We start from the raw sequence: 23,860 nt of genomic DNA on the forward strand, positions 1-23,860 counted from the left end.
CACAGGGAGATGTTGTGGGGCGAGATGGCAACTCCGAGTCTTCGCCAAACGTCTCCCTGAGGTTATGGGTCCCGGGCTCGCGCTACGCGCGCCCCGGGACGACAGTAGGGCTCAATTGAGCAGGAACCCGCCATCCACCGTCACCACACTCCCCGTCATATACCGCGACGCCCGTGACGCCAGCAGCAGGATCGCGCCGTCGAGATCGGACTCGGCGCCGACGCGGCGCTGCGGGATGCGCTTGGTCAGGCGTTCGCCCGGCGGGGTGGACCAGAAGGCGTGATTCATTTCCGTGTCGATATAGCCTGGCGCCAGCGCGTTGATGCGGATGTTCTGGCCTGCGAGCTCCAGCGCCATCGCCTTGGTCGCCTGGAGGATGCCGGCCTTGGAGATCGCATAGGGCGATACCGCCTTCAGCACGCCGGTGCCGAGCACGGAAGCGATGTTGACGATGTTGCCTTCCTGCTTGCGCGCGATCATGCGGCGCGCGACTTCGGTCGCGAGGAAATAGGCGCCTTTCAAATTGGCGCCGATCACGGCGTCCCAATCGGATTCGGTCTGTTCGGTCGCGAGCTTCTCGATGGCGATGCCGGCATTGTTGATCAGCACCGTGATCGGACCGAGCGCGGCTTCCGTGGCATCCACAGCCTTGGCGATCGATGGCATGTCAGTGACGTCGAGTGCGACCGCGGCAGCGCGGCCGCCCTTGCCGCGGATCTCCTCCTCCAGGCTCTTCAGCTAGTCGGTCTGCCGCGCCGCGAGCGCGACGGCCGCGCCATGGGCCGCGAGGACCCGGGCAAATTGCCGCCCCAGCCCCTGGCTCGCGCCCGTCACAAGGATGGTTTCTTGACTGACGTCGAATAAGTCTGACATGACGCTTGCCTTGAGTGTTTTCCCTGAGCTTTGGAGCCACCAATACAGACGATTTTAACGATCTGAAACCGGAATGATCGGTCCGGCGTTCATTCGTTCCATCGACGCAAGCGTTCCATCGAGGCAGGCCTGACGCTCATGAACAGTTTCGATCTCGCGGTCTATGCGGCACTCGTCGTCGCGATCGGCTTCGGTTTCAGGACTGGCCTGCTCGGCAGCGCCATGACCATCCTCGCCTATCTCCTGGCCGCTCCCATCGCCGTCGGACTGATGCCGCTGATCGTGCCGCAGGTCGCGAGCAATCCGAACGCGCCGCTGCTRCAAAACTGGATCTGGTTCTTCGGCATCTTCGTGGTCGTCGGCATGCTCCTTGGTTATATCGGCCGCCTCGCGCTGAACGACACGATACGCGAAGCCGGGATCGGCGACCGGCTCGCCGGCGCCGCACTCGGCGCCGTCAGGGTCGGCCTCGTCGCCACCACCCTGGTGCTGGTGTTCGACCAGATCGTGCCGGCCAACCGCCAGCCGCCGTTCCTCGCCGGTTCGCATCTGCGGCCGCTGTTCTCGGCGGCCGGCAAGATGGGCTTCAAGACATTGCCGCCGGAGGCCGCGGCCGCGATCGACCGCCTCAAGCAGGAACGGCGCATCTAGCTTATTGTCTGGGCATGATCTTTTCGGAAAACCGCTGCACACTTTTCCGGATCATGCCCGCACATTTGCATCGCCGCGCGACCGCGCCATGCATTTTGACGCGGCCCCCTCCCTTATCAGCGGCGCCACGATTGGCTAGAGTGCGGCCCGTCTAAAACCTGCCTGACATTACGGGAGTGAAACAGTGGATCTTGGGATCAAAGGTCGCCGCGCCATCGTCTGCGCATCCAGCAAGGGCCTTGGCCGCGCCTGCGCCATCTCGCTGGCGGAAGCCGGCGTTGACGTCACGCTGACCGCGCGCGGCGCCGAAGCCCTGAAGAAGACGGCCGACGACATCCGCAAAGCCTATCCGGGCGTGAAGGTCACCGAGATCGTCGGCGACATCACGACGCCTGCGGGCCGCGAGGCCGTGCTGAAGGCCTGCCCCGAGCCGGATATCCTCATCAACAATGCCGGCGGCCCGCCGCCCGGCGATTTCCGCAACTGGACCCGCGACGACTGGATCAAGGCGATCGACGCCAACATGCTCACGCCCATCGAGCTGATCAAGTCGACCGTCGACGGCATGATGGCGCGCAAGTTCGGCCGCATCGTCAACATCACCTCGGCGGCGGTGAAGGCGCCGATCGACATCCTCGGTCTCTCCAACGGCGCGCGCGCCGGCCTCACCGGCTTCATCGCCGGCCTGTCGCGCAAGACCGTGATCAACAACGTCACCATCAACGGCCTGTTGCCGGGTCCGTTCGAGACCGACCGCCTGACCGGCACCGCGAAGGCCGAGGCCGACAAGCGCGGCACGACGCCGGAGCAGATCCTGGCCGAGCGAGCAAAACTCAACCCGGCCGGCCGCTTCGGCCAGCCTGACGAGTTCGGCTATGCCTGCGCCTTCCTCTGCGGCGCCAAGGCCGGCTTCATCACGGGCCAGAATATCTTGCTCGACGGCGGCGCCTTCCCCGGAACGCTGTGAGAGCAGTCTGGTACGAGCAAACAGGACCGGCGGCGGATGTCCTCACCTATGGTGAGATGGCGACGCCGGTCGCTGGCCCAGGCGAAGTTCGCATTCGCCTGGAGGCCTCCGGCGTCAATCCGGCCGATGTCGGCCGGCGCGGCGGCAGCTATCGCGCGATGGAATTTTCGCGCGTCATTCCGAACAGCGACGGCGCGGGTTTCGTCGACCAGATCGGCGACGGCGTAACGCGCTTCAGGGTCGGCGACCGGGTCTGGCTGTTCAACGGCCAGCGCAACGGCCGCGCCTTCGGCACGGCGGCCGAATATATCGCGCTCGCCGAGCAGCTGGTGACGCCGCTGCCGGATCATCTTTCCTTTGCGGAAGGCGCAACGCTCGGCATCCCCGCGATGACCGCATGGTGCGGCCTGTTTGCGGATGGGCCGATCGTCGGCAAGACCGTGCTCGTCACCGGCGGCGCCGGCGCGGTTGGCCATTATGCCGTGCAGCTCGCCAAATGGGGCGGCGCGCAGGTGATCGCGACGGTCAGCTCGGCGATGAAGGGCGAGCAGGCCCGGCGCGCGGGCGCCGATCTCGTGGTCAATTACAGGGACGAGGACGTCGTCGCCAAGGCGATGGCGTTCACCGGCGGACGTGGTGTCGATCGCGTGGCCGATGTCGATTTCGGCGGCAACATCGCGACCACGTTGAAGCTGATGGCGCTCAATTCGACGATCGCCGTCTACGCCACCAACGGCAACCGCACACCCACGGTACCGATGCGCGAACTGATGGAGAAGTGCATCACGCTCCGCACGCTGGTGCTGTTCGCGCTACCGCCCGCGCTGCTTGCGGCGGCCCAGGCCGATATCACGAAATGGCTGGCGGCGGGACCGCGGATCCACACGATCGCGGCGCAGTTCGCGCTGTCGGATACTGCGCAGGCGCATCTCGCGGTCGAGAAGGGCGACAAGCTCGGCACCGTGATCGTCGACTGCGCGCGGTGACGACTTAGGATACCGGCGTGGTCCGCTCGTCGGTCCAATCGATGCCGAGCTCGTCCATGCCATCGGCGAGCAGATCGCCCAGCATCGGTTCGCCCAGCAGATATTGCACCGTTTCGCGACGCGGGTTCTTGTATTCACCGCGCGCCTCGGCGGCGCGGGCACGCAGATCGTCCCACTCCTCCACTTCGCCATCGCCGCGGCCAAGCCACATCAGCGTGACAAGGTCGAGCTGTTCGTCCTCGTTCAGCGCGCGGATGAAACCGGACAGCTCGGCCGCAACCGGGTCGGAATTGGTGTCCTCGAGCACGTCGATCTCGTCATCATCAGAGGGATTGGAGCCCGAGTCAGGGTCGGACGCCGCCTCCTTGACGTCGAATTCGCGGGCCTTCTCGATGATGAAGGCGACCTTCTCGGCGGAAATGGCAAGCTCTGGCATCGTCGCTCTCTCTGGCTGTCTCGGGGTTCCCCCGATAACGCAACATCGCGACAGATGATCCATTGCGTTCGACGGCGGAAGGCCGCATCTTTCGCGAAAGCAAGAAAATTGGGATCGCCGCATGCCGTGGGCCGTGGGCAAGGTCAAAATCACCAAGATCGTGGAAATGGAGACGGTCGGCTCGACCCGCTTCATCCTGCCGGCCGCGACCAATGACGAGATCCAGAAGCTGCCCTGGCTGATCCCGCATTTCGCCACCGGGGAGGGCCGGCTGAAAATGTCGATCCACTCGCTGGTGGTGGAGACGCCGACGCGCCGCATCGTGGTCGACACTGGCCTTGGCAACGACAAGCAGGGCCGCGGTGTCCCGGTCTGGAATAACCGCAGCACGCCGTTTCTGGAGACCATGACGGAAGCGGGCTTTCCCCCTGACAGCATCGACACCGTGCTGTGCACGCATCTTCATGTCGACCATGTCGGCTGGAATACGAAGCTCGTCGATGGCAAATGGGTGCCGACTTTCCCCAGGGCGCGCTACCTGTTCGGCGAGACCGAGTATGAATATTGGCGCGACTATACGGCCGAGCCGGACAAGGTCGCGGTGTTCAACGATTCCGTGAAGCCGGTCGTCGATGCGGGCCTGGCCGAGTTGATCCCGAGCGATCACCGGCTCTGCGAGGAGATCAGCGTGATCCCGACCCCCGGCCACAGCCCCGGGCATATGAGCGTCCTGATCGAGTCCGGCGGCGAACAAGGGGTGCTCAGCGGCGACGTCGCCCATCACCCCTGCCAGATGGCGCATCTCGACTGGTGCTCGGTCGTCGACACCGATACCGCCCAATCGGCCGCGTCGCGGCACAAGGTGTTCTCGCGCTTTGCCGATACCCCGACGCTGGTGATCGGCGGCCATTTCTCGGCCGGGCACATCAAGCGGGACGGGGATGCGTTCAAATTTGTGGCGCTGCAATCGTAGGGTGGGTAAAGCCACCGGGTCGCGCGAATGCGCGCCCGATGACAGGCTCCGCGTGCCCGCCATACCGGGCCATCAAAAAGAATTGGTGGGCACGGCGCTCCGCGCCTTTGCCCACCCTACAAAGGAAGGGCTGCAATGCGCCCCACTTTGAGCGGTTGAATTTCCCGCCGCCCTGTTCCATGAAGCTATTTAACCGATCGGTCCATCTCCAGGGAGAAACGAGAATGAAGCTTGTTCGTTATGGCGAAAAGGGTGCGGAAAAGCCCGGCCTGATCGACAAATCCGGCCAATTGCGCGACCTGTCGGCGCATGTGAAGAACCTGACCGGGGAGGCCTATTCGCCGGAATCCTTGAAGAAGCTGGCGGGCCTTGACCCGGCCTCCCTGCCCGCCGTCTCCGGCAAGCCGCGCTTCGGCGCGCCCGTCACCGGCATCTCGAAATTCGTCGCCATCGGCCTCAACTACAGCGACCACGCCAAGGAAACCGGCGCCGCGATCCCGACCGAGCCGATCATCTTCATGAAGGCCAACACCTCGCTGTCCGGCCCGAACGACGCGGTCGAGAAGCCACGCGGCTCGACCAAGCTCGACTGGGAAGTCGAGATCGCCGCCATCATCGGTACCCGCGCCAAGTATGTCTCTGAAGCCGATGCGCTGAACTACGTCGCCGGCTATTGCGTCTGCAACGACGTCTCCGAGCGCGCCTTCCAGACCGAGCGCCTGGGTCAGTGGACCAAGGGCAAGTCACACGACACCTTCGGCCCGGTCGGCCCGTGGCTCGCCACCAAGGACGAGATCAAGGACGTGCAGAACCTGTCGATGTGGCTCGACGTCAACGGCCAGCGTCGCCAGACCGGCTCGACCCAGACCATGATCTTCTCCATGGCCAAATGCGTCTCCTACGTCTCGCAGTTCATGACCTTGCTGCCGGGCGACATCATCACCACCGGCACCCCGCCCGGCGTCGGTCTCGGCATGAAGCCGCCGACCTTCCTCAATGTCGGCGACGTCGTCACGCTCGGCATCGAAGGCCTCGGCGAGCAGCGCCAGGAGATCGTGGCGGCGTAAGGCCTCCGCCCTCTCCCCGTCATTGCGAGCGAAGCGAAGCAATCCAGAATCCCTCCGCGGAAACAGACTGGATTGCTTCGTCGCTTCGCTCCTCGCAATGACGAGAACAAATTGCCGGTCACCGCGTAGGACATTTTCCATGAAACTCTCCTTCTCTGCCGCCTCGCCCTTCGCCCGCAAGGTGCGCATCGCCGCGATCGAGCTCGGGCTGATCGACAAGATCGAGCTGACGCCCGCGACCGTCGCGCCGGGCACGGTCAACGAGGACTATTCGCGCATCACGCCGCTGAAGAAGCTGCCGGTGCTGATCACCAATGACGGCGACGTCATTCTGGATTCCTACGTGATCGTCGAATATCTCAACGAGATGGCCGGCGGCAGCCTGATCCCCGATTACGGCCCGCGGCGCTGGAAGGCCAAGACCGATCACTCCCTGATCAACGGCATGCTCGATTCCATGCTGCTGTGCCGCTACGAGAAGATGGTGCGGCCGCAGGGCCTGCAATGGCAGGCATGGTCGGACGACCATTGGAACCGGGCCTGGACCGGCATGGCGCGCTTCGAGAACATGCCCGAAGTTTTGAACGGCCCGTTCGACATCTCGCAGATCGGCCTCGTGTGCGTGCTCGGCTATGCCGACTTCCGCTTCGCCGATTGCGGCTGGCGCAAGGCCTATCCGAAACTCGACGCCTTCCACCAGAAGATGCTGGAGCGCCCCTCGGTCAAGATCTCGGTGCCTCCAGCGGCGTAAACTAGGCTGCGGGGAGAAGGACGATGCGCGATCGCTTCCCCCGCCTCGGCATTCTCGGCGCGAGCCTCGTGCTCGCGTTGACCGTCTCAGCCACTTCCGTGCAGGCCGACGGCATGGCGACTGGACGACAAAACCTCGCCTGTGGATCGCCGTCGTCAATCGACGACGGGTGGACGACTGCGTCGCCCGACAGCGTTGGCATGGACGGCATGCGGCTCTGCAGCATCGCTGCACGGMTCGATCAACGCGCGACCTCGGTCCATTCGGTTGTCGTCGTGCGCCACGGCAAGCTCGTCTTCGAGCAGTATTTTCCCGGCTACGACCAACCCTGGGGACAACCGGACGGCCAGCACGAATTTACCGCGACGACGAARCATGACATGCGTTCGGCATCGAAGAGTGTCGCTTCGCTGCTCGTCGGCATCGCGATCGATCGCAAGCTGATCGAAGGCGTCGACGAGCCCGTGCTCAAATTCTTCCCCGACCATCAGGCGGCGAAGCAGGCGGGCTGGGAGGCCATCACGCTGCGCCATCTGCTAACGATGTCCTCCGGCATTGAATGGGACGAGGCACGGTCCTGGACCGATCCGAAAAACGACGAGCCGCATCTCACCTTTGAGGCCGATCCGATCGGCTATGTGCTCGCAAAGCCAGTCGCTGCGCCGCCCGACGTGCTGTGGACTTATAATGGCGGCGGGACTGAACTGCTCGGCAACATCCTCGAACGCGTCTCGGGCAAGCCGCTGGAGGCATTTGCTCGCGAGGTGCTGTTCCAGCCGCTCGGGATCAGCGATTTCGAGTGGAAAGCCTATAAGAACGGCAAGATCGCAGCGGCCGCGGGCCTTCGCTTGCGGCCGCGCGATGCGGCGAAGATCGGCCAGCTCGTGCTCAATCGCGGCCAGTGGAACGGCCGGCAGATCGTCTCGGCCGACTGGATCGCACAATCTACCACGCCGCGCTTCCAGGCGATCGGCTATTTCGGCAGCACGATGTTCTACGGCTATCAATGGTGGATGGGCCGCTCGCTCGCCGGCGACAAGGAGATCAAATGGGTTGCTGCCTTCGGCTGGGGCGGCCAGCGCATCTTCATCGTGCCCGAGCTTGATCTCGTCATGATGACGACCGCCGCGCAATACGGCCAGCCCAAAGAGGGTCTGGCCGCGATCGACATTCTCACCAACATCGTCATTCCATCCGTGCGCGATGCGCACTGATCACTGGGGAAGCGAGCATGAGCCTGAAATATACGGTCGGCGATCTCACCATCCATCGCGTCATCGAGCAGGAAACCTCGTTCGTCCCGGCACTGGAAATGCTGCCGGGATTGACGGCCGAGGTGCTGGCCGAGAACCGGGCATGGATGCGGCAGGCCAAGGCGCTGGACGAGCAGGACGTACTGCTCCTGTGCTTCCAGTCCTATGTGGTGAAGACGCCGCACCACACCATCCTGATCGACAGCTGCATCGGCAACGACAAGCCGCGCCCGCAGCGGCCGAAATGGAACATGAAGACCGACGATACGTACTTGTGCGGACTCAACGCAGCCGGGTTCGCGGTCGACGACATCGATTTCGTGATGTGCACGCATCTGCATGTCGACCACGTCGGCTGGAACACGCGGCTCGAGAACGGCCGCTGGGTGCCGACTTTCCCCAAAGCGCGCTACCTCTTCGCCAAGCAGGAATACGACCACTGGTTCGCGGAGAATGCGAAGGCGGAGATCCCGCCCTTCGCCGACAGCGTGCTGCCGGTGGTCGAGGCCAGGCGCCACGAGCTGGTCGGCAACGATCATCAGATCGGCGATCACGTCCGCATCCTGCCGACGCCGGGACATACGCCCGGCCATATCGCCATCACGATGGGCCGCGGCAAGGACGACGCCGTGTTCTCCGGCGACCTCATGCATTCGCCGCTGCAGACGCTCTATCCGGAGCTGTCGATCAAGTTCGACGTCGACCCGGCCGCGGCGGCGAAAACGCGCCGCAGCTTTCTGGAGCGCTATTGCGACACCGACGCGCTGTGCTGCACCGCGCATTTCCCCTCGCCGTCGGTCGGGAAGATCAGGCGCAAGGGCAGCGCGTTCGTGTGTGCGGCGGTGTAGCGCGCGGCAATCGCCCGGCTTCCGTCATGCCCGGGCTTGTCCCGGGCATCCACGTTCTTACAATCAACGGCAACAAAAACGTGGATGGCCGGGACAAGCCCGGCCATGACGAGGAAACAAAAAATGGCCGACCTCCCCGACATCCCTCTCCCCGCCGGCATCCGCTCGCGCTATGTCGACGGCATCAACGTCTTGCGCATGCACGTGCTCGAAGCCGGCTTCGAGACCAAAGGCCGGCCCTGCATCCTGCTGCTGCACGGCTTTCCTGAGCTCGCCTTCTCCTGGCGAAAGGTGATTCCGGTGCTGGCTGCGGCCGGCTATCACGTGATCGCGCCGGACCAGCGCGGCTATGGCCGCACCACGGGATGGACCGCGGATTACGACGGCGATCTCACGCCGTTCTCGCTGCTCAACCTCGTGCGTGACGCCCTCGCCCTGGTGTCGGCGTTCGGCTACCGGCAGGTCGATCTCGCCGGGCATGATTTCGGCAGCCCGGTCGCGGCCTGGTGCGCCATGATCCGGCCCGACGTGTTTCGCTCGGTGACGCTGATGAGCGCACCGTTCGGCGGGGCGCCACCGATGCCGTTTGGCACGGTCGATGTTCCGGCAAAGCCTGCAGTCGAAGACCCCGTGCATCGCGAGCTCGCCGCGCTGCCTCGCCCGCGCAAACACTATCAATGGTATTACGCGACGCGCCCGGCCAACGCCGACATGCAGCACGCGCCGCAGGGCGTGCACGATTTCCTGCGCGCCTACTATCACCAGAAGAGTGCGGACTGGACCGACAACAAGCCATATCCGCTGAAGTCGTGGTCCGCGGGCGAACTCGCAAAACTGCCGACCTACTACGTGATGGACGCCGGCGAGACGATGGCGGAGACGGTTGCGAAGGAGATGCCCTCGCCGGCCGCGATCGCCGCCAACCAATGGCTGCCGGACAGCGACCTCGCCTATTACAGCGCCGAGTACGGCCGCACCGGATTCCAGGGGGGCTTGCAATGGTACCGCTACGGCACCTCGGGCATGCCCAACAGCGAGATGCGGCTGTTTGCGGGCCGCAGCATCGACGTGCCCTCGTGCTTCATCTCGGGCAAGCAGGATTGGGGCACCTATCAGCGCCCCGGCGTGTTCGAAGCGATGCAGGGGCGCGGCTGCACGAAGATGCTCGGCTGCCATCTCGTCGATGGCGCCGGACATTGGGTGCAGCAGGAACAGCCGGCCGAAGTGAGCCGCTTGCTGCTCGAGTTCCTCGCAAAAGCCRCCTGATTTGACCCGGGAACCCCGGCGCCCTATATAGTTTAGAATAATTCTAAACTATCGAACAGGGCCGCCGTGAAGAGTTTTGCCGAACTGACCGAGCGCGAGGTGCTTGCGGTCGCGATCTCCTCCGAGGAGGAGGATAGCCGCATTTACATGACCTTCGCCGAGGACTTGCGCGAACGTTACCCGGACACGTCGAAGATTTTCGAGGAGATGGCCGAGGAGGAACGCGGCCACCGGCATCGGCTGCTGAAACTTTATGAGGAACGCTTCGGCCAGCACCTGCCGCCGATCCGCCGCGAGAACGTCAAAGGCTTTCTGCGCCGGCGGCCGATCTGGCTGACGAAAAACCTGCCGCTCGACACCATCCGGAAAGAGGTCGAGACCATGGAGCTCGAGGCCGAACGCTTCTACGCGCGGGCCGCCGAGCAGGCCGAGGATGTCGGCGTGCGCCGCCTGCTCGGCGATCTTGCCGAGGAGGAAAAGCATCACGAGAACCGCGCCGTCGCGCTGACCGACGAAATCCTGAAGCCGGACGTGCGCGCCGAGGAAGACCGCACGCGACGGCGAATGTTCGTGCTGCAATATGTGCAGCCGGGCCTTGCCGGCCTGATGGACGGATCGGTCTCGACGCTGGCGCCGCTGTTCGCGGCAGCTTTCGCCACCCACCAGAACTGGCAGACGTTTCTGGTCGGCCTCGCCGCCTCGATCGGCGCCGGCATCAGCATGGGCTTTGCGGAGGCGCTGTCCGACGACGGCTCGCTGACCGGGCGCGGCTCGCCATGGCTGCGCGGCATCACCTGCGGCGCGATGACGACGCTCGGCGGGCTCGGCCATACACTGCCTTATCTCGTCCCGGACAGCTGGCCGAACGCATTCTGGATCGCGACGGGAATCGCCGGCGTCGTCGTGTTCTTCGAATTGTGGGCGATCGCCTTCATCCGCGCGCGCTACATGGACACTCCATTCCTCCAGGCCGTGTTCCAGATCGTGCTCGGCGGCGCGATCGTGCTGGCGGTGGGGATCTTGATCGGGGCGGCGTAKGTACACATAGCCCTTCGCATATCAATCGCGATCAAACGGCGGTTGCGGCATTCGGTCAAACTGCGCATCATCCCATCAGGGAAGCGCAGGAGCATGTCGTGGCGAAATCGGAATGGAGTTACAAGAGCGCGGTCGAGCTGTCGGCCGCGTTGACGGCGAAGAAGGTCTCCGCGGTCGAGCTCACGCAGGATGCGATCGATCGCATCGAACGTCACGACGGCAAGGTCAACGCGATCTGCGTCCGGGATTTCGATCGCGCGCTCGATGCGGCGCGCGCTGCGGACGCAGCACTTGCCCGCGGCGAACGCAAGCCTTTGCTCGGCCTGCCGATGACGGTGAAGGAATCCTACAACATTGCCGGCCTGCCGACGACCTGGGGCATTCCCGCGCAAAAGGATTTTATTGCCAAGGAGGATTCGCTGCCGGTCACGCGGGTGAAGGACACCGGCACGATCATCGTCGGCAAGACCAACGTGCCGCTGGGGCTCGGCGACTGGCAGAGCTACAACGACATCTACGGCACCACCAACAACCCCTACGATCTCGGCCGCACGCCGGGCGGCTCGTCCGGCGGCTCCTCGGCTGCGCTCGCCGCGGGCTATGGCCCGCTCTCGATCGGCTCGGACATCGGCGGCTCGCTGCGTGTGCCGGCGTTCCATTGCGGCATCTATGCGCACAAGCCGACCTTCAATCTCGTCGCGATGCGCGGCCACACGCCGCCGCCGTTGCCGCCTTTGCCGTTCGAGCGCGACCTCTCGGTGATCGGCCCGATGGCGCGCAGCGCCGCCGACCTTTCGCTGGTGCTCGACGTGATGGCCGGGCCCGATCCGATCGACGCTGGCCTCGCCTACCGGCTCGAGCTGCCGGCGGCGCGCCACACGGCATTCAAGGATTTCCGCGTGCTGGTGATCGATACCGATCCGGTGCTGCCGACCGACACCGCCGTGCGCGGCACCATCAACCGGCTGGCCGACAATCTCGCCAAGGCTGGCGTCAAGATCGAGCGCAGCAGCCCGCTGCTGCCGGATTTCGCGGCCTCCTCGCGGCTCTATATGCGCATGCTGATGTCGTTCCTCGGCTCGACCTTCGCGCCGGATGTCTACGCCGGCGCCAAGGCAGCCGCAGCGGCGTTGCCAGAGGGCGACAACAGCTTGGCTGCCGAACGGCTGCGCGGTATCGCGCTCAACCATCGCGACTGGCAGGCGGCAAATGCCGGACGCACGCGGCTGCGGGCGCAATGGCGCGAGCTGTTCAAGACGTACGACGCCGTGATCTGCCCGGTGATGCCGACGGCAGCCTATCCGCACGACCATTCGCCCGAGCAGGAAAGGCGCCGGATCAAGATCGACGGCAAGGAGCACGTCTATCCGGACCAGCTCGCCTGGCCGGGCATCGCGACGCTCCCCGGTCTGCCCTCGACCGCGATTCCGACGGGCTTTGCGCCTGATGGACTGCCCATCGGCGTGCAGATCGTCGGCCCGTGGCTGGAAGACCGCACGCCGCTCAAGCTCGTCGAGCTGATCGAGCGCGAATTCGGCGGGTTCGTGCCGCCCCCTTTGTTCAATGACTAGTGCCTCCCGTCATTGCGAGGAGCCCTTGCGACGAAGCAATCCAGACTGCATCCGCGGAGACATTTCTGGATTGCTTCGCTACGCTCGCAATGACGGAGTAAAATAACATAGAGGGAGAGAAACGTCATGAGCCAAGACCTCGACCAGCTCACCACGCTCAACCACGACTATGTCGCCTCCGTGCAAAACTGCGACGTTAAACGCTTCGACGAAATCCTCGCGCCGGAGTTCTTTTGCTCCAATCCCGACAAGACATTGGTCGACCGCGCGGCCTTCCTGGAGCAGACGGCACGGCCGATCGCAATCCGCAATCTGCATGCGCATGATGTCATCATCCGCATCATGGGCGATTTTGCCATCATCCACGCTGCCACCAGCTACACCACCGCCGACGGCCAGCAGGCGACGGGGCGGTACACGGATTGCTGGACGAAGAAGAACGGGACGTGGCTCGCGGTATCAGCGCACGTGTCGCGGTGAGGCGGGGGCACGCTGCCCGCGTACTCTCCGCTGTCATGCCCCGGCTTGACCGGGGCATCCAGTACGCCGCGGCAGCAGTTCGTTCACGCAATTCCCGCCGCAGAGTACTGGATCGCCCGGTCAAGCCGGGCGATGACACCTGTTTTGGAGTGGCACCGGCGAGCGCCAGCGCTAGCTGTCAAACACAATCACGCTGCGCAGCGTCTTGCCGGCCTTCATGTTGGCAAAACCCTCGTTGATCTCCGACAGTTTCAGCTTGGCCGAGATCCAGTCTTCGAGGTGCAGCCGGCCGCGCAGGTAGAAATCAACCAGCCTCGGCATGTCCACGCGAAAATGGTTGGAGCCCATCGACGAGCCCTGGATCCTGCGCTCGCGCAGGAAGTCGAAGCCGTGCAGCTCGATCTTCTGACCGAACGGGATCATGCCGACGATGGTGGCCGTGCCGCCGGACGCCAGCATGCCAAAAGCCTGCTCCGCGGTCTCCTTGCGGCCGAGCACCTCGAAGGAATGATGCACGCCGCCATTGGTGAGGTCGCGCACCTGCTTCACGACGTCGCCGTCGGTGGGATTGATGATGTCGGTCGCGCCCAGCTTGGTCGCAAGCTGCAGCTTTGCCGGATTGGTGTCGATGGCGATGATGCGCCCGGCGCCGGCGATCTGCGCGCCGTTGATCGCGGCCATGCCGACACCGCCACAGCCGATCACGGCCACGGTYTCGCCGGCCGTCACCTTCGCCGTGTTCACGACCGCGCCGTAGCCGGTGATGACGCCGCAGCCGATCAGCGCGGCGAGATCGAGCGGCATCTCCTTCCGGATTTTGACGATCGCATTCTCGTGCACCAGCATCTGCTCGGCGAAGGACGAGAGGTTGAGGAACTGATGCAGCTTCTCGGACTTCGACCATTGCATCCGGTTCGAGGCGCCCGGCAGCAGCTTTACGGTGGTGTCGGTGCAGAGCACGGTGCGGCCGGTAGTGCAATTGTCGCAGGTGCCGCAGAACACCGACAGGCACGTCACGACGTGATCGCCCGGCTTCACATAGGTGACGTCGGAGCCGACCTGCTCGACGATGCCGGCGGACTCGTGCCCGAGCACCGCGGGCAGCGGATGCGGATACAGGCCTTCCATGAAGTGCAGATCGGAGTGACAGAGGCCGGCGACCGCCGTGCGGATCAAAACCTCGCGTGGGCCCGGCTTCGGCAGGCTGACATCCTCGATGACCAGCGGCTGATTGACTTCATAAAGGACGGCGGCCTTCATCGAGCACTCCCTATCGCTTCTTTTGGTTTGAGCGTGGAGTGCAGCCTACGCTGCCAGAACCAGTTCGCCAACCTCGCTCATGCCGGCGTCGCGATCCCCGAGCAGCAGCGCTGCGATCTTCGCTTGCGCGGCATTTTCCGTCAGCCGGAACGGGTCGCTCGGCGCCACGCGATGGTCGATCACCAGCCGCGACAGCAGCAGCCGGCGCGCATCGCCGCGCATCTCGTTGATGCGATGCGCTTCCCAGGCGAGCGCGACCGCGCTTGCGACGTGATAGAGCAGGCTGGTCGCGCGGCGCGCATCGGCCTCGTTCTCGGAATTGCCCGCGACCTCGCGCGCGAAGCCGACGGCGCGATCGACCAGACCGCGCAAATTGTCGCGCCAGGCCTGCGGGACCGACACGCTATCATCGAGCCGCGCATGCAGATCGGCTGATAGCGCGGATTCGGCGCCGTGGCGGCCGACCGCGCGCCGGAGCGCATCGATGGCGACGATGTTGCCGGTGCCCTCCCAGACCGAGCCGAGATGCGCATCGCGCAGCAGGCGGGGCGTGGCGAATTCCTCGATATAGCCGATGCCGCCGCGCATCTCGAGCGCGTCGCCGCAGACTTTTCGCGCATCGCGCGTCGCACGGAATTTCAGCGTCGGCGTCAGGATGCGCAGGAGCGCGGCTGCATCCTGGCTTCCGGCCTCGGCGCGGTCGAGCGCGTCGGCGGTCAGAAAACTCATCGACAGCGCCTGCTCGACCGGCAGCATGATCTTCAGCATCTGCCGGCGGCCGAGCGGCAGATCGATGATGCGCTTGCCGAACACCACGCGGTTCTTCGCCACCGTCATCGCGTCATGATAGGCGCGGCGCATCAGCGCGGTGGATTTGACGCCGTTGGAGAGCCGCGACGAATTGACCATCTCGGCCATCTGCACGAAGCCGCGGTCGAGCTTGCCGACCGCATAGGCGATCGCGCCTTCGAGCTTGATCTCGCCCGAGGCCATCGAGCGGGTGCCGAGCTTGTCCTTGAGGCGCACGATCCGGTAGTGGTTCTGCGAACCGTCGTCGAGGAAGCGCGGCATCAGGAACAGGCCGACGCCGCGCGTGCCGGGGCCGGCGCCTTCGGGGCGCGCCAGCAGCATCACGACCTTGGCATCGGCGTTCGAGCAGAACCATTTCTCGCCATGGAGGCGCCAATGGTCGCCCTCCTGCACGGCGCGCGTGGTCAGCGTACCGACGTCGGAGCCACCCTCCTTCTCGGTCATGAACTGGCCGCCCTGGGTCAGCTTGCTCATGTCGGTCTGGGTCAGGCCGTCCAGATATTTCGCCTTCAGCGCCTCGCTGCCGAAATTCGCCAAGAGCTTTGCGCAGCCGTCGGTGACGTTGATCGGGCAGCCCATGCCGAATTCGGTCTGGTTGAACAGGAAGGTGAAGGCGTGCTTGGCCACGACGGGATATTTGTCGGGCCAGCCCATGATGCCCTTGCGGATCGAAAGCGCGTGGATGCCGAACTCGCCGAACGCGGCATTCTCTAGCTCGCGATAGGCCGGGTGATATTCGATCCATTGCATGTCGCGGCCGAACTTGTCGCGCTGGTGCAGCACCGGCGTGTGCCGGTCGGCGAGCCGCGCGCAATCGTCGAGATGGCCACCGGCGAGTTCGCCGAGGCGATTGAGATGCGGCTCGATGTGGCGGAACAGCGGGTCCGGCAGATGGATACGCAACAGATCCGTTAGCGCCGGATCGGCGCGATAGAAATTCATGCCTGATGTATCGGGCGCCAGCAGACCGGATGGTGCGGCCGCGACACTTTTTGGCTCACCTGTGACCGGCTTGTGCATGATCGTCCTCTTCGTTCCCACCCGACGGCAATTCTTATCGCTTGCCGCTTGGGATGATGTCGATCATGCTCCAGTCGCAAAGGCGGATAAAGCCGCAAATTGTCAGGGAGGCATGATCGCCGTGAAGGAGCAATTCGCTCTGCGGAATTATGATCGACCTGGCTGGTTGTCCGCACGGCGGATGCATAGATCAGCGGCTTCCCGTCTCCGAGAGATCACGCCATGGAACATCCGAAATACAAGATCGCCCTCATCGTTGGCGCCGGCGAAGGCCTGAGCGCCTCGCTTGCTCGGCTGCTGTCTGCGCAAGGCATCCGCGTCGCGCTGGCCGCGCGCAAGATCGAGAAATTAGGCGCGCTCTGTAGCGAGACCGGCGCCAAGGCCTATGCCTGCAACGCCACCGAACCTGAGGAGGTCGAGCGGCTGTTCGGCCTGGTCGAACGCGAGATCGGCACGCCCGACCTCGTCGTCTACAACGCCAGCGGCCGCACGCGCGGGCCGTTCGTCGATCTCGTCCCGGCCGATGTCGCGCAGGCGATCTCGATCAGCGCCTATGGCGGCTTCCTGGTGGCGCAGCAGGCGGCCAAGCGCATGCTGCCGAACAAGCACGGCGCGATCCTGTTCACCGGCGCCTCGGCGAGCGTCAAGGGCTATGCGCAGTCGGCCTCGTTCGCGATGGGCAAGTTCGCGCTGCGAGGGCTGGCGCAGAGCCTGGCGCGCGAGCTCTCGCCGCAGGGCATCCACGTCGCGCATTTCGTGATCGACGGCGGCATCCGCAGCGCGGCGCGCGCGGAGCCGGCCGACAAGCCGGATTCGATGCTCGATCCCGACGCAATCGCGCAGAGCTATTGGAACGTGCTGCAGCAGCCGCGCAGCGCCTGGAGCTGGGAGCTGGAGCTGCGGCCGTGGGTGGAGAAGTTTTAGACGCGCTGCCGTAGGGTGGGCAAAGGCGCGCAGCGCCGTGCCCACCATCACGACGAAACAACAAATGGTGGGCACGCGCGCTTTGCCCACCCTACAAGGGTAGGGAGCGACATGACCACGGAAACCACCATCGATACCGGCACCAACGAACTCCTCTGCGTCATCCGCGACCGCGTCGCGGTGATCACGCTGAACCGGCCGGAGGCGCGCAACGCGCTGTCGGACACCTTGACGCCGGCGCTGCGGACGATGATCCGCACCTGCGGCGAGAGCCCTGAGGTCGGCGCGCTGCTGATCACCGGCGCGGGCGCGGCCTTCTGTGCCGGCGGCAACGTCAAGGGCATGGGCGCGCATCGCGACCAAGCCAAGCTCGACATGTCCTTTGACGACAAGGTCGCCGATCTCCAGGAACGGCAGCGGCTGCTCACCGGCGCGCTGGTGTCGGTGCGCAAGCCGACCATCGCCGCCCTGCCCGGCCCCGCGGTCGGCGCCGGACTCGCCATCGCCATGGCCTGCGACATCCGCATCGCCGCGCAATCGGCCTTCGTCGCCACCGGCTACGCCCGCATCGCGCTCTCCGGCGACTACGGCATCGCCTGGCTGCTCACCCGGCTGGTCGGCACCGCGCGGGCCCGCGAGCTGCTGTTCACCGGCGATCGCGTCGACGCCGCGCGCGCCGAGACAATCGGCCTCGTCAACCGCGTCGTGCCCGACGACAGACTGCAAGACGAGGCCTTTGCGCTGGCCAAGTCGCTCGCCGAAGGCCCGCGCCTCGCGCTGCGCTACATGAAGGACAATCTCGACGAGGCCCTGCTGTTCGATTTCGAGACCGCCCGCGACCACGAAGCTGGACGGCTGATCCGCCTGACCACGACCGCTGATCACAAGGAAGCCGTGCAGGCCTTCATCGAGAAGCGGAAAGCGGTGTTCACGGGGAAGTAGGGCTACGCAGCCAAGGCCATCAGATCATTCCATAGAGTAGGTACCCCATTTTCAGGAGGGCTGAATGGATTGGTCTGAAGTGGTGCGGAAAGCCGTGCTCCTTGCGGAGAAGACGGGCGATGTCACATTCGAACAACTGAACGAGTTGATACCGTCCACCGAGGCGGAACCGGAAGACATCGAGGCCATACTGGCTGCTTTGAGCGAGCGGGGTATCTGGATTGCCGAGGAGTAAGGTTCGCTCCTCCGTCCCCGTAGTAGGTCCGTAGCCCGGATGGAGCGGAGCGTAATCCGGGGCCGCTGGCGCACGTGGCACGAATCCCGGATTGCGCTTCGCTCCATCCGGGCTACGCAGCTCACTACTTGGCGGGCGCCCTCGCAAAATCCACGAACGCGCGCAGCGCTGCCGGCAATTGGCGGCGGCTTGGGTAGTACAGGAAGAAGCCGGGATAGGCCGGGCACCAGTCGGCGAGCACGCGCACCAGCTTGCGCTTGGCCAGCAGCGCTTCGACCTGCGCCTCAAACACGTAGGCGAGCCCGATGCCGTCGAGTGCTGCATCCACCATCAGGTCCTGGTCGTTCATCGTCAGCGGTCCGGTGACGTCGATCGCGAGCTCGATGCCGCCGCGCTCGAATTCCCAATGATAGAGCGCGCCTGAGGTGAAGCGATAGCGGATGCAGGGCAGGCCTTTCAGGTCGCGCGGCGTGGTGGGCGGCTTGTGCGATTTGAAGAACGCGGGCGTGCCGACCACGGCAAAGCGGTGCCGCGGGCCGATCGGCACCGCGATCATGTCAGCGGCGATGGTTTCGCCGAAGCGGACGCCGGCATCGAAGCCGGCCGCAACCATGTCGATCAGGGCGTCGTTGATGACGATCTCGACGCTGACGTCGGGGAACGCTTTCAGAAAGCGCGTCACGATCGGAAGCAGCACCAGCTGCGCGGACTGGCGCGCGGCGGTGAGGCGCAGCGTCCCGGCGGGCTTGCCGCGGAAATTGTTGAGGTCCTCGAGCGCGTCGTCGATGTCGCGAAAGGCCGGCGTGATGCGGGCAAACAGCCGCTCGCCAGCCTCGGTGAGCGCGACGCTGCGGGTGGTGCGGTTGACGAGGCGCAGGCCGAGCCGCTCTTCGACATTGCGCAAAGCGTGGGACAGCGCCGATGGCGTGACGCCAAGCTCGGTCGCCGCCGCGCGAAAACTGCGGTGGCGGGCAATGGCCAGGAAGGTCGCGAGGTCGGACGGGTCGATCCGCATTGATGAATTATTCTCAGCAGCTTGCAAAGCATATAGCGGATTATCTCAGCTATGGCGAGCCGCTACACCTTGCCCATCGGCTCCGCACACCGCCGGGCCAAAATGGAAAGGGCAACATCATGCGTGTCTGGTTCATCACAGGAGCATCCCGCGGATTTGGCGCGTTGATCGCCGAGGCCGCCTTGAAGGCGGGCGATGCCGTGGTCGCGACCGCGCGCGATCCGTCCACGGTCACCACGCGCCTCGGCACGCACGAGCGCCTGCTGGCCACCCGGCTCGACGTCACCAGCGAGGCCGAGGCGCATGAGGCGGCGGGCCAGGCTGTGAAGCGCTTCGGGCGCATCGATATCCTGGTCAACAATGCCGGCTACGGCCTGCTCGGCGCGATCGAGGAGGCCAGCGGCGCTGAGACGCAAAAACTGTTCGGCACGAATGTGTTCGGCCTGCTCGGCGTCACCCGCGCGGTGCTGCCGCATATGCGCCGCCAGCGCTCGGGCCACGTCATCAACATCTCGTCGGTCGGCGGCTACACCGGCTATCCCGGCTGKGGCGTCTATGGCGCGACCAAGTTCGCGGTCGAGGGAATCAGCGAAGCGCTGGCCGGCGAAGTCGCGCCGCTCGGCATCAAGGTCACCGTGGTCGAGCCCGGCTTCTTCCGCACCGACTTCCTCGACGACACCTCGCTGTCGCGCACCGCGCAGGTGATCGACGACTATCACGAGAGCGTCGGCAAGACCCGCGCTCACGCCGTCGAATTCAACCACGGCCAGCGCGGCGATCCGCGCAAGCTGGCGCAGGCCTTCCTGACGCTGGTCGATGCCAAGAACCCACCGCTGCGCCTGCCGCTCGGCAGCGACACGGTGGAGCGGATCGAGGCGAAGAACGCATTCGTTGCGCGGGAGCTGGCGGGATGGCGATCAGTCGCGACCTCGACCGACTTCACCAATGACGGCGCTTGAGCGAAGGCAAAAAAAGGCCCGGCTCTGGATGACCAGGCCGGGCTCGGAGTGGTGTCAGGCCGAGGCTGAGGGGCTGTCGGCCTGACGGGAAAGGGCGACGAGGCGCCAGCTCGCGCAGGGAATGTCTTTCGGTGCGACGTTGATCTCCTTGTCGAAGCGCACCAGCTTCCAGTCATCGGGATGGTTGACGAAAGCGAAACCAGATTTGCGGGCGAGCGAGATCATGGTCTCGTTGGAGCGCAGCGTGTCGCCGAACATGTGCTCGGCACCGAGCGCGGCCGCGCGGCATTCGAGATTCTTCATCAGCGCGGTGGCGACGCCGTGGCCCTGCCAGCGATCGTCGACCGACAGGCCGAACTCGAGTGTGGAGGTTTCGGCATGGAAGGCGTAGCGCGCCTCGGCGACGATGGTCTCGAAGCCGTCGACCATCTTGGTCGCCACAACGGTAAAGCGCTCGCGCGCTCCGACATCGAGGAATTCGCTCAGCAGGCCCTTCGGCAATTCGCTGATCGCACCGAAGAAGCGGTTGTAGCGGGAGCGGGTCGAGAGCGAGCGGAAATAGTGTTGAAGCTCCTCGGTGTCGCGCGGCTCGACGAAGCGGATGTTGATCGCCTCACCCTGCCGGGTGCGCAGCACGTCCGAATATTGCTTCAGATCTTCCAGGCGAAGAGTGCTCATGACACGAGCCCTGCGGAAAGAGGGACCGCCGGCGCCCCTGTGATCAGGCGGCGCCGGCCTGGCGGCCAATCAGGCCCGCCAGAAGGGTTTGTCAGCCTCGTAGGCGATGTCGGTCCAGGACAGGCCGACGTCGTGGAGATCGCGGGCCGTCCAGTGGGTCAGCTCACGCCGGGTGCGGTAACGCTCGTGCCAGACGTGAAGCGTCTCGCCGATCTGCTGGATGAGGCCGGGTGCATGATGATTTGTCATCGAATTGTGGGTCAAAGTAGACATTTTCAGCTCCTTGAGCTAACTTGACCGCTAATATCTGCTTGCTACCGCGCTGCGACAAACGACAATTTGTACCCCTTCGCATGAAATAACGTCATGCATCCTGCTGCCAGATGACTGCCAGATTGCCCTCCCTGAACGGATTGCGGGCCTTTGAGGCCGCCGCGCGCCATCTCAGCTTCACGCTGGCCGCGTCCGAGCTGAACGTGACCCAGACCGCGATCAGCCATCAGATCCGGCGGCTCGAGGAGGAGCTCGGCATCCGGCTGTTCGTCCGGCAGAACCGCGCGCTGGCGCTGACGCCGGAAGCGCGCGACTATTTGCCGGGCGTCCGCGCCGCCTTCAACGACCTCCGCCTCGCGACCGACCGACTGCTGCGCAAGGACGACGACAAGGTGCTGACCGTCTCGACGCTGGCATCGCTCGCCGCGAAATGGCTGCTGCCGCGGCTGGCCGATTTCCAGGAGCAGCACCCCGGCATCGACGTCCGCATCACCACCTCGACCAGCCTCGTCGATTTCCAGCGCGACAATGTCGATGCCGCGATTCGCTATGGCCGCGGTCAATGGCCGGGCCTGCGCGCCGACTGGCTGATGGCGGACGAGCTGTTTCCGGTGTGCAGTCCGTCGCTGCTGCGCGGCGACAAGCCGCTGCGCCAACCTGAGGATCTCAAAGGCTATCCGCTGCTGCACACCTCCAATGCCAACAGCGATGACTGGCGGCTGTGGCTGACGGCGGCCGGCCTTCCGGGCGACATCGCCAGGCAGCCCGGCATCACCTTCGACATGATCTTCATGACCATCCAGGCCGCGATCGACGGCATCGGCGTGGCAATGGGGCGAACCTCCTACGTCCAGGACGACATCGCCAAGGGCCGGCTCGTGGTGCCCTTCAAGATCGCGCTGCCGGCCGATGCCGGCTTCTACCTGGTCGCGCCGGAGGGCCGGCGCGAGGCGCCGAAGCTGGCCGCGTTCCGCGAGTGGATGATCGCTGCAACGCAGAATAAAGCGTGAAAAATCATCAGCTTCCCCGGTGAAATCGATTGACTCGCCGCGCCCCGCGCGAGAGGGGTAGGACAGATTGTCGCAGCCGACAATCTGATGCCTTGCCGTGAAATGAGTTCCGGTCCGGCCGCGCCTTCCAGGGGAGAAACGTCATGGCTGGACCAGCAACCAATCCGCCCGAGATCAAGTCGCGCATCGGCGCGATCCTGCGCGCCACCTCCGGCAATTTTCTCGAGCAGTTCGATTTCTTCCTGTTCGGCTTCTATGCCGCCGCCATCGGCAAGGCGTTCTTTCCCTCCAGTAACGAGACAGCCTCGCTGCTCAACACTTTTGGCGTGTTCTGGCTCGGCGCGCTGATGCGCCCCGTCGGCGCGATCGTGCTCGGCGCCTACATCGACCGCATCGGCCGCCGCCAGGGCCTGATCGTCACGCTCGGCATCATGGCCATCGGCACCGTCGTGATCGCTTTCTGCCCGAGCTATGCGACCATCGGCATCGCGGCGCCCGTCATCGTGCTGATCGGCCGCCTGCTGCAGGGATTCTCCGCCGGCGTCGAGCTCGGCGGCGTCTCGGTCTATCTCGCGGAGATCTCCACGCCCGGCAATCGCGGCTTCTACACCTCGTTCCAGTCGTCGAGCCAGCAGGTCGCGATCTTCGTGGCCTCGATCCTCGGCTTCATCCTGTCCGAGGTGATGCCGGCGGACGTCGTGACCGCCTGGGGCTGGCGCATTCCCTTCTTCGTCGGTTGCCTCATCATTCCCCTGATCTTCATGCTGCGGCGGACGCTCGAGGAAACGCCGGCCTTCCTCGCCATGAAGAAGCACCCGACGGCAAACGAGGTGTTCGCCTCCGCGCTCGCCAACTGGCGCATCGTCATCCTCGGCATGATGATCGCGGTCCTGACCACGACGACATTCTACTTCGTCACCGTGTACACGCCGACCTTCGGCAAGACGGTGCTGAAGCTCTCGACGCAGGACGCACTGCTCGTGACGCTGCTCGTCGCCGTGACCAACTTCTTCTGGAATCCCGTCGGCGGCGCGCTGTCCGATCGCATCGGCCGCAAGCCGGTACTGCTCGCAATCGCCGGCCTGGCGCTCGTCACCGCCTACCCGGCACTGTCCTGGCTGGTCGCCGCGCCGACTTTCGGCAAACTGCTCGCGGTCGAGATGTTGTTCTCGTTCTATTTCGGCATGTATAGCGGCACCATGCTCGGTGCTCTCGTCGAGATCGTGCCGGCGCATGTCCGCACCACCTGCTTCTCGCTGGCCTTCGCGCTCGCCGCTGCGCTGTTCGGCACGTTCACGCCATTCGCCTCGACCTTGCTGATCGACTACACCGGCAACAAAGCCTCACCCGGCTTCTGGCTGATGTTCGCCGCTGCGCTTGGCATCATTGCCGCATCGATCGTCTATCGCGGTGGCCGCCAAGCGGTGACGACGTACGATGCGACCGGTGAAGCGGCGCCGGCGGTGAGCCACTGATGGTCATTCCGGGGCGCCTCGAAGAGGCGAACCCGGAATCCATTTCTCCCAACATTCTTGCGGCACGATGGATTCCGGGCTCGATGCTTCGCATCGCCC

The 23,860-nt window shown here is 64.8% G+C and carries 23 protein-coding genes and 2 pseudogenes; 18 read left to right on the plus strand and 7 right to left on the minus strand.

The genetic code is table 11. The annotated features are described in order from the left end of the window. Nucleotides 1-111: 111 nt before the first annotated feature. A pseudogene (locus AB4Z51_RS21585) lies at nt 112-873 on the minus strand (SDR family oxidoreductase). A gap of 138 nt (nt 874-1,011) precedes the next feature. Between AB4Z51_RS21585 and AB4Z51_RS21590 the strand changes: the two are divergent. The 3 genes from AB4Z51_RS21590 to AB4Z51_RS21600 all read left to right on the plus strand — a co-directional run bounded on the left by AB4Z51_RS21590 (nt 1,012) and on the right by AB4Z51_RS21600 (nt 3,477). Continuing rightward, nucleotides 1,012-1,524 (plus strand): CvpA family protein, encoded by a 513-nt coding sequence (locus AB4Z51_RS21590; RefSeq protein ID WP_247316222.1) that lies wholly within the window; start codon nt 1,012-1,014, stop codon nt 1,522-1,524. 184 nt (nt 1,525-1,708) lie between these two features. Continuing rightward, nucleotides 1,709-2,491 carry an SDR family oxidoreductase gene (locus AB4Z51_RS21595; RefSeq protein ID WP_014498394.1) on the plus strand — a complete coding sequence of 261 codons (783 nt, stop codon included), beginning with the start codon at nt 1,709-1,711 and terminating at the stop codon, nt 2,489-2,491. Next, the gene (locus AB4Z51_RS21600) at nt 2,488-3,477 is read left to right on the plus strand and encodes an NADPH:quinone reductase (RefSeq protein WP_441497924.1); all 990 of its coding nucleotides are present in this window, start codon (nt 2,488-2,490) and stop codon (nt 3,475-3,477) included. The genes AB4Z51_RS21595 and AB4Z51_RS21600 overlap by 4 nt, the downstream gene beginning before the upstream one ends. Before the next feature lie 4 nt (nt 3,478-3,481). On the opposite strand, the gene AB4Z51_RS21605 is transcribed toward AB4Z51_RS21600, so the two are convergent. Continuing rightward, the gene (locus AB4Z51_RS21605) at nt 3,482-3,913 is read right to left on the minus strand and encodes a DUF3775 domain-containing protein (RefSeq protein ID WP_038933620.1); all 432 of its coding nucleotides are present in this window, start codon (nt 3,911-3,913) and stop codon (nt 3,482-3,484) included. Nucleotides 3,914-4,034: 121 nt separating this feature from the next. On the opposite strand from AB4Z51_RS21605, the gene AB4Z51_RS21610 reads away from it, so the two are divergent. From AB4Z51_RS21610 to AB4Z51_RS21650, 9 genes and pseudogenes are all read left to right on the plus strand, one after another. Continuing rightward, nucleotides 4,035-4,886: an MBL fold metallo-hydrolase gene (locus AB4Z51_RS21610; protein ID WP_441497925.1), complete on the plus strand. Its 852-nt coding sequence runs from the start codon at nt 4,035-4,037 to the stop codon at nt 4,884-4,886. Nucleotides 4,887-5,110: 224 nt separating this feature from the next. Next, nucleotides 5,111-5,953 (plus strand): fumarylacetoacetate hydrolase family protein, encoded by an 843-nt coding sequence (locus AB4Z51_RS21615; RefSeq protein WP_441497926.1) that lies wholly within the window; start codon nt 5,111-5,113, stop codon nt 5,951-5,953. A 139-nt stretch (nt 5,954-6,092) separates the two neighbouring features. Continuing rightward, complete coding sequence (locus tag AB4Z51_RS21620) at nt 6,093-6,704, plus strand: glutathione S-transferase family protein (RefSeq protein ID WP_063980851.1); 612 nt, start codon at nt 6,093-6,095, stop codon at nt 6,702-6,704. 23 nt (nt 6,705-6,727) lie between these two features. Then, complete coding sequence (locus tag AB4Z51_RS21625; protein ID WP_441497927.1) at nt 6,728-7,918, plus strand: serine hydrolase domain-containing protein; 1,191 nt, start codon at nt 6,728-6,730, stop codon at nt 7,916-7,918. 17 nt (nt 7,919-7,935) lie between these two features. After that, the gene (locus tag AB4Z51_RS21630) at nt 7,936-8,805 is read left to right on the plus strand and encodes an MBL fold metallo-hydrolase (protein ID WP_441497928.1); all 870 of its coding nucleotides are present in this window, start codon (nt 7,936-7,938) and stop codon (nt 8,803-8,805) included. 123 nt (nt 8,806-8,928) lie between these two features. Beyond that, a complete protein-coding gene (locus tag AB4Z51_RS21635) occupies nt 8,929-10,071 on the plus strand; it encodes an alpha/beta fold hydrolase (protein ID WP_441497929.1) in 1,143 nt (380 codons plus the stop codon). Nucleotides 10,072-10,137: 66 nt separating this feature from the next. Next, nucleotides 10,138-11,106, plus strand: a pseudogene (gene mbfA, locus AB4Z51_RS21640) (iron exporter MbfA); the annotation flags it as partial. 101 nt (nt 11,107-11,207) lie between these two features. After that, nucleotides 11,208-12,680: an amidase gene (locus AB4Z51_RS21645; protein WP_441497930.1), complete on the plus strand. Its 1,473-nt coding sequence runs from the start codon at nt 11,208-11,210 to the stop codon at nt 12,678-12,680. A gap of 126 nt (nt 12,681-12,806) precedes the next feature. After that, nucleotides 12,807-13,160, plus strand: a complete 354-nt coding sequence (locus AB4Z51_RS21650) for a nuclear transport factor 2 family protein (RefSeq protein WP_085403464.1) — start codon at nt 12,807-12,809, stop codon at nt 13,158-13,160. A gap of 171 nt (nt 13,161-13,331) precedes the next feature. Here AB4Z51_RS21650 and AB4Z51_RS21655 read toward each other — a convergent pair whose 3' ends face one another. Continuing rightward, complete coding sequence (locus AB4Z51_RS21655; RefSeq protein ID WP_441497931.1) at nt 13,332-14,420, minus strand: Zn-dependent alcohol dehydrogenase; 1,089 nt, start codon at nt 14,418-14,420, stop codon at nt 13,332-13,334. A gap of 45 nt (nt 14,421-14,465) precedes the next feature. Next, nucleotides 14,466-16,250 carry an acyl-CoA dehydrogenase family protein gene (locus AB4Z51_RS21660; protein ID WP_354244828.1) on the minus strand — a complete coding sequence of 595 codons (1,785 nt, stop codon included), beginning with the start codon at nt 16,248-16,250 and terminating at the stop codon, nt 14,466-14,468. Between the two features lie 222 nt (nt 16,251-16,472). Here AB4Z51_RS21660 and AB4Z51_RS21665 point away from each other — a divergent pair, with 222 nt between their 5' ends. The 3 genes from AB4Z51_RS21665 (at nt 16,473) to AB4Z51_RS21675 (ending at nt 18,351) form a co-directional block, all read left to right on the plus strand. After that, nucleotides 16,473-17,174 (plus strand): SDR family NAD(P)-dependent oxidoreductase, encoded by a 702-nt coding sequence (locus tag AB4Z51_RS21665; RefSeq protein ID WP_354244831.1) that lies wholly within the window; start codon nt 16,473-16,475, stop codon nt 17,172-17,174. A gap of 111 nt (nt 17,175-17,285) precedes the next feature. Further along, complete coding sequence (locus AB4Z51_RS21670; RefSeq protein ID WP_441497932.1) at nt 17,286-18,116, plus strand: enoyl-CoA hydratase; 831 nt, start codon at nt 17,286-17,288, stop codon at nt 18,114-18,116. A gap of 64 nt (nt 18,117-18,180) precedes the next feature. Continuing rightward, nucleotides 18,181-18,351, plus strand: coding sequence for an RNA polymerase sigma factor region1.1 domain-containing protein (locus AB4Z51_RS21675; protein WP_354118758.1), 171 nt, complete (start codon nt 18,181-18,183; stop codon nt 18,349-18,351). Nucleotides 18,352-18,475: 124 nt separating this feature from the next. Here the strand turns inward: AB4Z51_RS21675 and AB4Z51_RS21680 are convergent, their stop codons facing one another. Continuing rightward, nucleotides 18,476-19,366: a LysR family transcriptional regulator gene (locus AB4Z51_RS21680; RefSeq protein WP_441497933.1), complete on the minus strand. Its 891-nt coding sequence runs from the start codon at nt 19,364-19,366 to the stop codon at nt 18,476-18,478. A gap of 119 nt (nt 19,367-19,485) precedes the next feature. Between AB4Z51_RS21680 and AB4Z51_RS21685 the strand changes: the two genes are divergently transcribed. Further along, the gene (locus AB4Z51_RS21685) at nt 19,486-20,325 is read left to right on the plus strand and encodes an oxidoreductase (protein ID WP_441497934.1); all 840 of its coding nucleotides are present in this window, start codon (nt 19,486-19,488) and stop codon (nt 20,323-20,325) included. A gap of 54 nt (nt 20,326-20,379) precedes the next feature. On the opposite strand, the gene AB4Z51_RS21690 is transcribed toward AB4Z51_RS21685, so the two are convergent. Together AB4Z51_RS21690 and AB4Z51_RS21695 are read right to left on the minus strand one after the other, a co-directional pair. Next, entirely contained in the window at nt 20,380-21,003 is a 624-nt protein-coding gene (locus tag AB4Z51_RS21690) for a GNAT family N-acetyltransferase (RefSeq protein ID WP_441497935.1), read from the minus strand. A 69-nt stretch (nt 21,004-21,072) separates the two neighbouring features. Further along, nucleotides 21,073-21,276 (minus strand): DUF1127 domain-containing protein, encoded by a 204-nt coding sequence (locus AB4Z51_RS21695; protein ID WP_063980835.1) that lies wholly within the window; start codon nt 21,274-21,276, stop codon nt 21,073-21,075. A gap of 110 nt (nt 21,277-21,386) precedes the next feature. Between AB4Z51_RS21695 and AB4Z51_RS21700 the strand changes: the two genes are divergently transcribed. Together AB4Z51_RS21700 and AB4Z51_RS21705 are read left to right on the plus strand one after the other, a co-directional pair. Further along, nucleotides 21,387-22,286 carry a transcriptional regulator GcvA gene (locus tag AB4Z51_RS21700; RefSeq protein ID WP_441497936.1) on the plus strand — a complete coding sequence of 300 codons (900 nt, stop codon included), beginning with the start codon at nt 21,387-21,389 and terminating at the stop codon, nt 22,284-22,286. 143 nt (nt 22,287-22,429) lie between these two features. Then, complete coding sequence (locus tag AB4Z51_RS21705) at nt 22,430-23,761, plus strand: MFS transporter (protein WP_071916835.1); 1,332 nt, start codon at nt 22,430-22,432, stop codon at nt 23,759-23,761. Nucleotides 23,762-23,860 lie beyond the last annotated feature (99 nt).

The sequence above is a fragment of the Bradyrhizobium sp. 2TAF36 genome (assembly GCF_052114925.1).
Lineage (GTDB): Bacteria > Pseudomonadota > Alphaproteobacteria > Rhizobiales > Xanthobacteraceae > Bradyrhizobium > Bradyrhizobium barranii.

What these genes read in the sequence shown, in the direction of transcription:
- AB4Z51_RS21695 (WP_063980835.1), bottom strand. Translation starts at nt 21,276, where the DNA reads ATGTCTACTTTGACCCACAATTCGATGACAAATCATCATGCACCCGGC.
- AB4Z51_RS21665 (WP_354244831.1), top strand. Translation starts at nt 16,473, where the DNA reads ATGGAACATCCGAAATACAAGATCGCCCTCATCGTTGGCGCCGGCGAA.
- AB4Z51_RS21660 (WP_354244828.1), bottom strand. Translation starts at nt 16,250, where the DNA reads ATGCACAAGCCGGTCACAGGTGAGCCAAAAAGTGTCGCGGCCGCACCA.
- AB4Z51_RS21620 (WP_063980851.1), top strand. Translation starts at nt 6,093, where the DNA reads ATGAAACTCTCCTTCTCTGCCGCCTCGCCCTTCGCCCGCAAGGTGCGC.
- AB4Z51_RS21610 (WP_441497925.1), top strand. Translation starts at nt 4,035, where the DNA reads ATGCCGTGGGCCGTGGGCAAGGTCAAAATCACCAAGATCGTGGAAATG.
- AB4Z51_RS21615 (WP_441497926.1), top strand. Translation starts at nt 5,111, where the DNA reads ATGAAGCTTGTTCGTTATGGCGAAAAGGGTGCGGAAAAGCCCGGCCTG.
- AB4Z51_RS21675 (WP_354118758.1), top strand. Translation starts at nt 18,181, where the DNA reads ATGGATTGGTCTGAAGTGGTGCGGAAAGCCGTGCTCCTTGCGGAGAAG.
- AB4Z51_RS21690 (WP_441497935.1), bottom strand. Translation starts at nt 21,003, where the DNA reads ATGAGCACTCTTCGCCTGGAAGATCTGAAGCAATATTCGGACGTGCTG.
- AB4Z51_RS21680 (WP_441497933.1), bottom strand. Translation starts at nt 19,366, where the DNA reads ATGCGGATCGACCCGTCCGACCTCGCGACCTTCCTGGCCATTGCCCGC.
- AB4Z51_RS21700 (WP_441497936.1), top strand. Translation starts at nt 21,387, where the DNA reads ATGACTGCCAGATTGCCCTCCCTGAACGGATTGCGGGCCTTTGAGGCC.
- AB4Z51_RS21670 (WP_441497932.1), top strand. Translation starts at nt 17,286, where the DNA reads ATGACCACGGAAACCACCATCGATACCGGCACCAACGAACTCCTCTGC.
- AB4Z51_RS21605 (WP_038933620.1), bottom strand. Translation starts at nt 3,913, where the DNA reads ATGCCAGAGCTTGCCATTTCCGCCGAGAAGGTCGCCTTCATCATCGAG.
- AB4Z51_RS21650 (WP_085403464.1), top strand. Translation starts at nt 12,807, where the DNA reads ATGAGCCAAGACCTCGACCAGCTCACCACGCTCAACCACGACTATGTC.
- AB4Z51_RS21705 (WP_071916835.1), top strand. Translation starts at nt 22,430, where the DNA reads ATGGCTGGACCAGCAACCAATCCGCCCGAGATCAAGTCGCGCATCGGC.
- AB4Z51_RS21630 (WP_441497928.1), top strand. Translation starts at nt 7,936, where the DNA reads ATGAGCCTGAAATATACGGTCGGCGATCTCACCATCCATCGCGTCATC.